This window comes from Acinetobacter sp. MB5, from assembly GCF_003261585.1.
Taxonomy (GTDB): Bacteria; Pseudomonadota; Gammaproteobacteria; order Pseudomonadales; family Moraxellaceae; genus Acinetobacter.
The window spans coordinates 292124-303042 of record NZ_POVU01000001.1; the positions used below are offsets into that span (position 1 = coordinate 292124).

Consider the following 10919-nt stretch of genomic DNA (forward strand, 5'->3'; position numbering starts at 1 on the left):
CACTTCACCTCTTTAGCAGCAAAATTTTACTCGGTGAAGTTAGTCCATCCGCCAGTCAAATGGCATTTCACCTTGTCCACGAAGTGCCAACATCAATGTTTGACGCATGTGAGCCAAAACATCATTACTATAAGGAACTGCTGGCAAACCCCATACAGGTTTTGGCCAAGCCACGTCATTCTGATAACGAACGATATGGTGAAAATGTAATTGCGGCACCATATTGCCAAGCGCTGCGACATTCATCTTATCAGCACGGAATACACGTGATAATTGACTCGACAACCAGCTTGATTCACGCAGGAATTGTTCCTGATCAGCTTGGCTCAGTTCATATAATTCGGTAACTCCTGGAACACGTGGAACCAAAATCAACCAAGGGAATTGCATATCATTCATTAAACGACATGTTGATAATGGAAAATCACCAACAAGAAACGTATCTTGCGCAAGTTGCGGATGTAAACTAAACATATCTTTATAAATGGTAAAAATAACGAAAAGTGGTTCAATACTACCATATCCATGTTGCCATGAATATCAACTGATTGTGCTTTATCGCTCGAATTATAAGGTTTGCATAAACCCTCCAGCTCACTCAAGCGATATTGTCCAGTTTAGTTTGTTGGAAGCTCTCGAATCAGTCCTGCCAAAAGCTCTTTCATAAAACCAATACGTTTTTCATAGTCTTCAAGCATCACCATGATTTTCAGGCGTTGCCCACCTTCCATACGGAAATACGTCGGCTGACGCTGCATCATTTGAATAATACTGATGGCGTGTACAGGCGTGTCTGGTGCGAACTCAATATAACCACCATTGCTGTTAATATCGATTTTAACTATACCGAGTTGCTCTGCCTGTATCCGAATTTCATGCACACTAAACAGTTGCTTCACGGCGACTGGTAAAATTCCGAAACGGTCAATTAATTCCATGCGGATATTGTCGAGTTTTTCTTGGGCATTGGTATTACTAATGCGCTTATAGAACAACAAGCGCTGATGTACATCACCCAAATATTCATCTGGAATCAAGGCAGGCATATGCAGATTGATTTCCGCAGTCAAGCTGAGCGGTGCATCAAAGTTCGGTGTTCGACCCATTTGAATCGCCTTAGTCGCTTTTTCGAGCATTTCCATATACAGGCTAAAACCAATCGCCTGCATTGAACCACTTTGTTTTTCACCCAGCAACTCACCTGCTCCGCGAATTTCCAAGTCTTCAGTGGCAAGCATAAAGCCTGCACCTAAAGTGGATGCTCGTTGAATGGCATCTAGGCGTTTTTCTGCATCGCCTTTCAGACCTTTGAGTGAAGGTACCATGAGATAGGCATAAGCCTGATGGTGTGAACGCCCAACACGACCACGTAGCTGATGTAACTGAGCCAGTCCCAGTTTATCCGCACGTTCAATAATCATGGTATTGGCATTCGGGACATCAATCCCTGTTTCCACAATGGTTGAACAGACTAAAACGTTGTATTCCTTGTGGTAGAATTGCTGCATGACTTGTTCAAGTTCACGTTCACGCATTTGTCCATGCGCGACTGCCACCCGTGCTTCTGGCACAAGTACACGAATATTTTCTGCAGCACGTTCAATGGTATCGACTTCATTGTGCAAGAAATACACCTGACCGCCACGCAGCAACTCACGCAAAATCGCTTCTTTAATGGTGGCATCGGTGTGTTCTTGCACAAAGGTTTTAACGGCTAAACGGCGTGCAGGTGGCGTGGCAATAATCGAGAGATCACGCATACCACTGAACGACATATTCAAAGTTCGCGGAATAGGTGTCGCAGTTAGAGTCAGCATATCGACATCGGCACGCAAGGCTTTAATCCGCTCTTTATCGCGTACACCAAAACGATGCTCTTCATCGACAATCATCAAGCCCAAATCTTTGAACTGGATATTTTCCTGCAAGATTTTGTGCGTACCAATCACAATATCAACCTTGCCTTGTGCCAAATCTTCAATGACTTTTTGATGAGTCTTACTTGAACCAAAGCGTGATAATACTTCAACCCGAATTGGCCAGTCGGCGAAACGGTCTTTGAACGATTCATAATGCTGCTGTGCCAAAAGTGTCGTAGGTACGAGCACTGCAACCTGTTTCGAGTTTTGTACAGCGACAAATGCTGCCCGCATCGCCACTTCGGTTTTACCAAAACCAACATCACCACAGACCAAACGATCCATCGGTTTGGCTTGTTGCATGTCATGCAAAGTCGCATCAATAGCATTGGCTTGATCGAGGGTTTCCTCATAAGCAAAACCACTGGCAAATTGCATATACAAGCTTTGATCCAGTTCAAAACCATAACCTGGTTTAGACTGACGACGTGCCTGAATATGCAAAAGTTCAGCAGCAACGTCATGAATTTGCTCTAAAGCCTTACGTTTGGCTTTATTCCATGCATCATTCCCCAGTTTATGCAAAGGCGCTAGGTCAGGGTCACCACCACTATAACGGCTGATCAAATTCAGATTCGATACAGGGACATAGATTTTTGCACCATCGGCATAATCAAGCTGCAAAAACTCATGTTCCTGATCATCAATGGTTAAATTGACCAAGCCCGCATAACGCCCCACCCCGTGATCAATATGCACTACAGGCGCACCAATACTCAGCTCGGTTAAACTCCGAACCAGAAATTCTTCAGAAATTTCCTGCTGACGCTTACGGCGGCGCTGTACCACCCGATGCTCATACAACTGATTTTCGGAAATCACCGCAAGTTGATCATGAATCACCAAACCACGATCCAGTGGTGCATTGGTAATTGCAATTGAATATTGTTCTTTTAAAAACTGCTGAAAAGACTCAACCTGTGGAATATCACCAAAGCTTGGACGCAAGGCATCTTTTAAAGTCTCACGTCGGCCTGCACTTTCCGCAACCAACAGTACAGGATAACTCACGGCATCGACATACTGTTTGACGTGGCTGAATGGTCGCTCTAACTTGGCATCGACAGGCAGTTTAGGCGGTGCATCGGTACTCAGATTAATCGCACCTGCTTTTTCAGCAATCGGTTCGACTGAAACCACAATACGACGAAATTGATTGACCTGTTCCAACACCTGCTGTGGTTTTAAAAATAATTCTTCAGGTGCCAATAAAGGCTGTTCAACATTGTGACGACGATCTTCATAACGTCGATAAACATCTTGCCAGAACTGGGTCAGCCCTTCATCGAGATCATCGGTATTGATGACAATGGTCTGTTCAGGAAAGTAACTGCTCAGCATACTTTCCTGTTGCATAGCCTTTTTGTCAAAGAATAACGGGAGATAAAACTCTAAACCCGAAGATGCGATTCCTTCTAACGCATCTTGATAAATCGGGTTTTTCTTTGGATTTGCCGTTGGGAAACTCTCAGCATAACGCTCACGGAATAATGCTCGCGCTTCTTTGAGTGGAAATTCTTTGGCAGGTAAAATTCGAAATTGCTGAATGGTCTGCGTGGTGCGCTGGGTTTCAGGGTCAAAATACTTAAGAGTGTCAATTTCATCATCAAACAGATCGATACGAATCGGTGCGTCCTGACCTGAAGCATACACATCAACAATACTACCACGCACTGCAAACTCACCATGATCGTACACAGTATCGACCAGTTGGTAGCCTGCCTGAATCAGACGTTTTTTCTGTTGTTCTAAGTCAAATTTTTGCCCGACCTTTAAGTCGAAATGCGCCCCAAGCACCCAAGACACAGGTGCAACGCGCTGAGCAAAGGTCGAAGCTGAAACCAGTAAAATACCCTGCTGAGGCATATTTGCTAAAATCGCTAAGCGCTCGGAAACAATATCCTGATGAGGCGATAAACGGTCATAAGGTAAAATTTCCCAGTCTGGAAAAATGGTCGGCTTTATTCCATAAAATTCCAGTTCACTTTCCAACTGCGCCAAATGCTGGTTATTGCGTGCAATCAGCACAAATAACTGAGGGAACTGCACAGCAATTTCTTTAAATAAAAGCGCACCTGCCGAACCGAGTAAACCACCGATCCAGCGTTTTTCATGTTGTTTAAACTGATTGAGTTTTAATGCAGAAATTTCTTTGGTAAAAATAGACATGGAATCAAGTTTTAGCCCGTTTTTCATAGGCCAAATACTACCATGTCTATTCTAGGCTGGTCAGAATAATCCGCTAAAATTTAGATTCATTTTTAAATTCAGCAGATTAGATTAAAGATCAACCAACTTTTCTTCTGAAATAATAATGCCATTGTTATCTGCGTACAGATAAGACTCAGGAATAATCATCACCCCACCAATATGCAAGGCAACATCAACAACGCCCACACCTTGACGGTTACTTTTTTGTGGAATAGCAGCCAAAGCATGTACCCCTAAATCAAGTTCTGCCAAAGCATCGACATCACGCACGCAACCATAGATCACCACACCATTCCAGTGATTACGTACCGCAGATTCTGCGATCAGATCGCCCATGAGCGCACAGCGCATCGATGCGCCACCATCGACCACCAAAACTTTACCTGTGCCATCACTCGCCAGTAATTCTTTAACACGAGAGTTATCTTCATAGCATTTGACTGTCACGATTTGCCCGCCAAAGGTTTTGCGGCCACCATAACTTTTAAAGAATTTATTGTCTAAACTTGGCCCAAGTACCTGAATATTCTGTTCAGGGTGATCGTCCAGTAAATCACACGTTACAAATGCTGTCATTTTGTACTCCATGTTGTGTTTTGTATGTCTAAGTTATTATAAATTCGAATATGCTCCGTTTGTAGCATTGCAGCCGCGACCATAGTCTTAGCCACTTGTGATGCTGTAACAGGCTTATATGTGTAATGCGCAGGTAAAAATCGCTCCGTCAAATGAAAAAATTTCTGACTGAGACCTTCAAAAAAACGGGACTGCGAACGCTCACCAATCAACAACGATGGACGCAAAATCGAAATGGTGTCGAGATTGAATGCCTGCACATCGCGTTCTAGCTCTCCCTTCACCCGATTATAGAAAAAATGCGAACTGGCAGATGCACCTGCGGCACTCACCAAGACATAATGAATATGCTTGTCCTGTAACAACTCAGCAAAATGCATGTTGATAGTATAGTCAGTATCATAGAAAGCCTGACGTGAACCCGCCTGTTTTAGTGTTGTGCCTAAACAACTAAAAGCATGCGTATGCTGACTGACATCTTCTTCATTCAGCAATAAAAAATCATCTAAAATGAGCTGCTGAATCTGACTAAAAGTACGATATTGAGGCTGTTCACGACGAACAACGAGGGTTATTTTTTGGCATTCGGGAAGCAGTAGCAACTGTTCTACGAGTTGCCGCCCCACCAAACCTGTTGCGCCAATCACAATTGCACTTTGGATTTTTAGTTTTTGCATGCTTGAGATCATCTATCACCCTAATTATGCTTATATTTTATACTGTTTTAATCAGCAAAAGTCGATCAAACCCTGATAATACTTGACTTCATTACGCTGATTCATCAAAATATTGCACTTGTTTACGGGCTGGTGAAAGCGATCTGAGTAGTTTCAGTATTGTTTCAGCCCGCCCAGACCAATCTATTTGAAGGAGTGCAAGAGTGGCAAACTCTGCTCAGGCAAAAAAACGTGCGCGTCAAAACGTTGTAGCGCGCAAACACAACGCAAGCTTGCGTTCTATGGTTCGTACTTACATCAAACGTACTTTAAGTGCAATTGCAGCTGGTGATTATGCTGTTGCTACAGAAGCTTACAAAAAAGCTGTTCCTGTAATCGACCGTATGGCTGATAAAGGCATCATCCATAAAAACAAAGCTGCTCGTCATAAGAGCCGTTTGAATGCACAAGTTAAAGCGTTAGCTAACTAATTTTGCATTATAAAAAAGCCCCAAATTTGGGGCTTTTTTATTGCTTATGAATTATCTTTTTGCTGAACAAATTCGCGAATGGATAACTGGTAAATCTTGCCACGCCAAATCCATTTCAAAACACTGTCTGTGAAATTATCACCTTCAAACCAGACAAATACACCTTCCATCATTTCAGGCCAGTCGCTTTTCTCAAGCTGCATCTGGTTTCGCATCACTGCAAGCATCGCAGCAATAATCGTATCATGACTAACTGCAAGCGTTAGACCACCACTGTTTTGTGGATGCGCGTTATATAGCAGCTCCAACACATCCGCGACACCCGTAATCGGATGCTTCATACCAGGTAAGGCATTATTCACAAAACTGTTAATAAAGCCTAAAGCACCTTGCTGTCTAAAATATGGTGCAGCCTGCTGAATATCGAGGACAAAACTTCCTGGTTCAACCAGTAAGCCCTGCTCAACAATTTCAATATTATGGGTATTTGGACGCTGTGTGACCTGATCTGCCCCTTGAATCATCAATGCAGCAGTATCGACACAGCGCTGAATCGGGCTCGACATACACTGTTCAATGACTCGCCCTGTATTTTCAATCAGGTAACGTCCCCATGCTTGTGCAAGCTCACGTCCTTCATCTGTCAGTTGCAGGTCATATCCAGCAAGTCCCTGCCCAGCGACCATTTCACGAACCGAATGTCGTGTAAATAAAGTCACAGGCGTGATGCTATCAGGGAGTAATTCGATTGCCTGATACATACTTTGAGGTAATAACTGTAATGACATTCTTCTAGATTCAAGTGGTTACTTGTGCACTATATCATGCTGCTTTTGGACTGCAATCATTTCGTCATTAGGCGAAGTGCTTTCAGCGCGATTTCCTGATATGCAGGCTGAGCGAAAGCAATGAAACCATCATTGAGTAAACGGCGACGCTGATTATAAATGAAAGGTTCTCCTGCCAAGCTCACCAATCCACCGCCAACACTCTCGAGCAAACCTTGCCCTGCACTGGTATCCCACTCTGAAGTCGGATGAAAACGTGGATAGATGTCGATTTTACCTTCCAGCATCATGCAAAATTTATAAGCACTGCCTGCCTGAGAGGTTTCAATCGCATGGCTTTGCTGCAAAATCTCGATAAATTCTTGATACTCTGGCTGTTTACTACGATGACTCAGCCCAACTTGAATCGGCTCAATCTGCTGCACTTCAGGCGCTTGATAGGCAAACCACTGCTGTTGCTCGGCATCGTACTTATAAGGATGCTGATCCAAATAACCGATATAAATCAATTGCTGTGCGGGAATGGCTATTGCAGAAAATAAGGTTTTACCATTTTCGATCTGGCTGAGATTAATGGTAAATTCTGGGCGCTGATGCAAAAATTCTTTGGTGCCATCTAAAGGGTCAAGTACCCAACAACGTGACCAAGTATGCCGTTCATGATGTTCATTTTCTTCCGATAAAAGTGGCAGTGCTGGCGTGAGCTTTTGTAATGCTGTTTCAATAAACTGATTGGCTTTTAAATCGGCCTGAGTTACAGGCGAATCATCGTGCTTGGTCTGCACATGAAATTTCTCACCCTGACAGAATGTCAGGTATTCCTGCCGAATAATTTCGCTAGCTTGCTGCAAAATCTGCACAACTGTCTGTATTAATTCATCATTGGGATGGGCACTTGGCACGAACATGATTGCTTCTCATTTCCAAAATACGCTTATCATAACCCTTCATCTTTTGAAATACAGCTCAATTCATTAGATTTTTTGAGGTTGCTGAAAATCTCGGCACAGTCTTTGCTTTATTCCTTAAAAGAAAAAATATTGCACAATAATATGATGCTCTACTCCTAATGAGATACCTCACAAAAGTTTCCTGTCAGGAAAAAATAATTCAAAAAGTGCTAGACGGCGTGGTTAAATTTTTATATAAATTACCTTGAAGAAAATATTTTTCCCACGAAGAATTTTAAAGGGGAATTTTCCTAAAGACCACACGGCGAGGAAGCACCACCATGGAACACAAGCAAGTTGAGCAATATGTATTAAAAATTAGTTGTCCTGCGGCATCTGGAATTGTTGCAGCGGTTTCAGGGTATTTAGCAAGTAACGGTTGCTATATCAGTGAGATGGCACAATTCGATGATGAAACTACAGGGCATTTCTTTATGCGTGCTGTGTTCCGTTTCAATGCTGGGGTTGATGGGGATCTTGAACAACTCAAAGCCAATTTCAAGGAGATTGGTGAAAGCTTTAACATGCAAGCAACTTTTTATGATCAAAGTAAACCTGTTAAGGTATTGATTATGGTCAGTAAATTTGACCACTGTCTATTAAACTTATTGTATCGCTATCACAAAGGTGAACTTGATTTTGAAATCACCGCGATTGTATCGAATCACCTCGATTTACGTTCAGTTGCAGAACGTGAAGGCATCCGCTTCATTTACTTACCTGTGACCAAAGACAATAAGTCTCAGCAAGAACAAGAACTGATCAAAATCGTGGATGAAACGGGTACTGAATTGGTGATTCTTGCGCGTTATATGCAGATTCTTTCCAATAACTTGTGCAAACAGTTATCGGGTCGTGCCATCAACATTCACCATTCATTCTTGCCTGGTTTTAAAGGCGCACGACCTTATCACCAAGCCTTTGACCGTGGTGTGAAGCTGATTGGTGCAACAGCGCACTTTGTCACCAGTGATTTAGATGAAGGCCCAATTATTGAGCAGGCTGTGCAACGTGTAGACCATGCCTATATGCCAGAAAATCTGGTGTCTTTAGGTCGTGACACTGAAACCATCGCGCTGTCTAAAGCGGTGAAATATTTTGTCGAACACCGTGTATTCCTCAACGATAACCGTACGGTGGTATTCAAATGAGTCTACTCAGCCAATTTACTGCATCTGAAAGTACCGTAATTGATGGTAAAGCCACCGCTGCACAGGTCCTCGAAGAAGTGAAACATGATGTCGTCGCATTACAGCAGCAAGGCATTAGTCCTTGCCTCGCTGTGGTGTTGGTTGGTGAAGACCCTGCCAGTCAGGTCTATGTGCGTAACAAAGTCGAAAAAGCCCTGATGGTTGGCATCCGTTCACTGGAATTCCGCTTCCCTGCTGAACTGAGCCAAACAGAACTGCTTGCCAAAATTGATGAACTCAATGCTGATCAAAGCGTACACGGCATTTTAGTACAGCTACCATTGCCAAAACATATCGACGAAATCGCTGTTTTGGAACGGATTGATCCGAAAAAAGATGTCGATGGTTTCCACAGTGAAAATGTTGGTGGTTTAAGTCAGGGACGTGATGTGCTCACCCCGTGTACGCCAACAGGTTGTATTCGCCTGCTAAAAGACACTTTGGGTGATTTATCTGGGCTACACGCAGTTGTGGTTGGACGTTCCAATATTGTCGGCAAACCGATGGCGGCTTTACTGCTCAAGGAAAACTGCACTGTCACTGTGGTGCATTCCAAAAGTCAGGATTTAGCACAGCTTTGTCAGTTGGGTGACATTGTTGTTGCGGCAGTCGGACGCCCACGCATGATCAATGCGTCTTATTTAAAAGCAGATGCAGTCGTGATTGATGTTGGCATTAACCGCATTCAGGAAAATGGCAAGAACCGTCTGGTCGGCGATGTGGACTATGAAGATGTCCTGCCAATGGTCAGTGCCATTACCCCTGTCCCTGGTGGTGTTGGCCCAATGACCATTGCCTACCTCATGAAAAATACCGTCCATGCCGCACAGTTGCAGCATGCACAAACCCATTCAACTTCCGTTTAAGTCAATGCCGAGCGCTGTGGAGGACTCATGCCATTTAGTCTACTGAAATATGGATTAAGTTCTGAATATCCTGTCGAAGTGGATTTACCTCCACCGACAGCTTTGAAACCGCACTATGATGTGGTGATTATTGGTGGTGGTGGGCATGGTCTTGCAACAGCCTACTACCTGTCTAAATATCACGGTATTACCAATATTGCGGTTTTAGAAAAAGCCTATTTAGGTGGAGGAAATACTGCACGTAATACTGCCGTGATTCGCTCCAACTACCTAACTTCTGAAGGCGTCGAGTTTTATTCAGAATCGGTCAAAATGTTTAAAAATCTCTCCAACGAGTTTGATTTCAACATTATGTACTCTGAGCGCGGACAGCTCACACTGGCACACACCGACTCGACTGTACGTGCTTTCCGTCAACGTGCCGAAGTCAACAAGCATTTTGGTGGTCGTACTGAAATGCTGGATCGTCAACAGATTAAAGAACTCGTGCCTTGCTTAAATCTCGATCCTGCACATTTGCCTGTATTGGCTGGGCTTTGGCATATCGATGGGGCAACTGCGCGTCACGATGCTGTGGCTTGGGGTTATGCCAAAGAAGCGGCAAAACGTGGTGTAGAAATTCATCAGCTGACCGAAGTACAAGATTTGGTGATTGAGAACAACAAAATCAAAGCCATTAAAACCAATCGTGGCACAGTGCAATGTGGCTGTGCCGTTCAGGCGATTGCGGGGGCATCTTCGATTTTGATGGCAAAAGCCAAAATCCGTGCGCCAATTCAGACTTTCCCGTTACAAGCCATGGTTTCTCAGCCATTTAAACCGTTCCTGACACCTTTGGTCAGTTCATCGGCTTTGCACTGTTATGTGCAACAAACCAGCCGCGGCGAAATTGTATTTGGTGGTGGTTCCGATCCATACCCGCTGTATAACACCCGTTCAACATTGGACTTGAAAGAAAGTTTGCTGGCACATGCCATTGAAATGTTCCCGTTCATGGCAAATGTCAAACTCATGCGCCAATGGGCAGGGATTACCGACATGACTCCTGACTACAGCCCGATTATGGGGAAATCCCCTGTAGACAATTACTACCTCGATGCTGGCTGGGGCACATGGGGCTTTAAAGCCACGCCTATCTGCGGCAAGACCATGGCGGAACTGGTGGCAACAGGCAAAACCCCTCGCCTGATTGAACCTTTTGCACTGGAACGTTTCAGCACCTTCCAGCAAGTCAACGAAATGGGCGCAACAGCAGCAAGCCACTAAGGAGAA

10 protein-coding genes are annotated in these 10919 nt (G+C 43.9%); 4 read left to right on the forward strand and 6 right to left on the reverse strand.

Going from position 1 to position 10919, the window contains the following annotated elements:
* Positions 1–39: 39 nt before the first annotated feature.
* The 4 genes from C1A47_RS01425 to C1A47_RS01440 all read right to left on the reverse strand — a co-directional run bounded on the left by C1A47_RS01425 (position 40) and on the right by C1A47_RS01440 (position 5383).
* Positions 40–474, reverse strand: a complete 435-nt coding sequence (locus C1A47_RS01425; RefSeq protein WP_111891694.1) for an HIT domain-containing protein — start codon at positions 472–474, stop codon at positions 40–42.
* Between the two features lie 143 nt (positions 475–617).
* Positions 618–4082, reverse strand: coding sequence for a transcription-repair coupling factor (gene mfd, locus C1A47_RS01430; protein ID WP_111892177.1), 3465 nt, complete (start codon positions 4080–4082; stop codon positions 618–620).
* Positions 4083–4199: 117 nt separating this feature from the next.
* A complete protein-coding gene (gene rraA / locus C1A47_RS01435; RefSeq protein ID WP_111891696.1) occupies positions 4200–4706 on the reverse strand; it encodes a ribonuclease E activity regulator RraA in 507 nt (168 codons plus the stop codon).
* Entirely contained in the window at positions 4703–5383 is a 681-nt protein-coding gene (locus C1A47_RS01440; RefSeq protein WP_111891698.1) for an NAD-dependent epimerase/dehydratase family protein, read from the reverse strand. Before C1A47_RS01440 ends, rraA begins: the two co-directional genes overlap by 4 nt.
* Before the next feature lie 203 nt (positions 5384–5586).
* Between C1A47_RS01440 and rpsT the strand changes: the two genes are divergently transcribed.
* Positions 5587–5853: a 30S ribosomal protein S20 gene (gene rpsT, locus C1A47_RS01445; RefSeq protein WP_004900852.1), complete on the forward strand. Its 267-nt coding sequence runs from the start codon at positions 5587–5589 to the stop codon at positions 5851–5853.
* Positions 5854–5897: 44 nt separating this feature from the next.
* Here the strand turns inward: rpsT and C1A47_RS01450 are convergent, their stop codons facing one another.
* Both C1A47_RS01450 and C1A47_RS01455 read right to left on the reverse strand, forming a co-directional pair.
* Entirely contained in the window at positions 5898–6641 is a 744-nt protein-coding gene (locus C1A47_RS01450) for a histidine phosphatase family protein (RefSeq protein WP_111891700.1), read from the reverse strand.
* 56 nt (positions 6642–6697) lie between these two features.
* On the reverse strand, positions 6698–7549 hold the full coding sequence (locus tag C1A47_RS01455) for a 3'(2'),5'-bisphosphate nucleotidase CysQ (RefSeq protein ID WP_111891702.1): 852 nt from the start codon (positions 7547–7549) through the stop codon (positions 6698–6700).
* Between the two features lie 323 nt (positions 7550–7872).
* On the opposite strand from C1A47_RS01455, the gene purU reads away from it, so the two are divergent.
* Genes purU through C1A47_RS01470 form a run of 3 tightly spaced genes read left to right on the forward strand, consistent with a single transcriptional unit; the run spans position 7873 to position 10913 of the window.
* A complete protein-coding gene (gene purU / locus C1A47_RS01460; RefSeq protein WP_111891704.1) occupies positions 7873–8742 on the forward strand; it encodes a formyltetrahydrofolate deformylase in 870 nt (289 codons plus the stop codon).
* Positions 8739–9647, forward strand: coding sequence for a bifunctional methylenetetrahydrofolate dehydrogenase/methenyltetrahydrofolate cyclohydrolase FolD (folD, locus tag C1A47_RS01465; protein WP_111891706.1), 909 nt, complete (start codon positions 8739–8741; stop codon positions 9645–9647). Before purU ends, folD begins: the two co-directional genes overlap by 4 nt.
* A 27-nt stretch (positions 9648–9674) precedes the next feature.
* Positions 9675–10913 carry an FAD-dependent oxidoreductase gene (locus C1A47_RS01470; RefSeq protein WP_111891708.1) on the forward strand — a complete coding sequence of 413 codons (1239 nt, stop codon included), beginning with the start codon at positions 9675–9677 and terminating at the stop codon, positions 10911–10913.
* Positions 10914–10919 lie beyond the last annotated feature (6 nt).

Coding starts and splice junctions, on each gene's coding strand:
- C1A47_RS01440 (WP_111891698.1), bottom strand. CDS start 5,383: ATGCAAAAACTAAAAATCCAAAGTGCAATTGTGATTGGCGCAACAGGT.
- purU (WP_111891704.1), top strand. CDS start 7,873: ATGGAACACAAGCAAGTTGAGCAATATGTATTAAAAATTAGTTGTCCT.
- C1A47_RS01470 (WP_111891708.1), top strand. CDS start 9,675: ATGCCATTTAGTCTACTGAAATATGGATTAAGTTCTGAATATCCTGTC.
- C1A47_RS01425 (WP_111891694.1), bottom strand. CDS start 474: ATGTTTAGTTTACATCCGCAACTTGCGCAAGATACGTTTCTTGTTGGT.
- folD (WP_111891706.1), top strand. CDS start 8,739: ATGAGTCTACTCAGCCAATTTACTGCATCTGAAAGTACCGTAATTGAT.
- C1A47_RS01455 (WP_111891702.1), bottom strand. CDS start 7,549: ATGTTCGTGCCAAGTGCCCATCCCAATGATGAATTAATACAGACAGTT.
- C1A47_RS01450 (WP_111891700.1), bottom strand. CDS start 6,641: ATGTCATTACAGTTATTACCTCAAAGTATGTATCAGGCAATCGAATTA.
- rraA (WP_111891696.1), bottom strand. CDS start 4,706: ATGACAGCATTTGTAACGTGTGATTTACTGGACGATCACCCTGAACAG.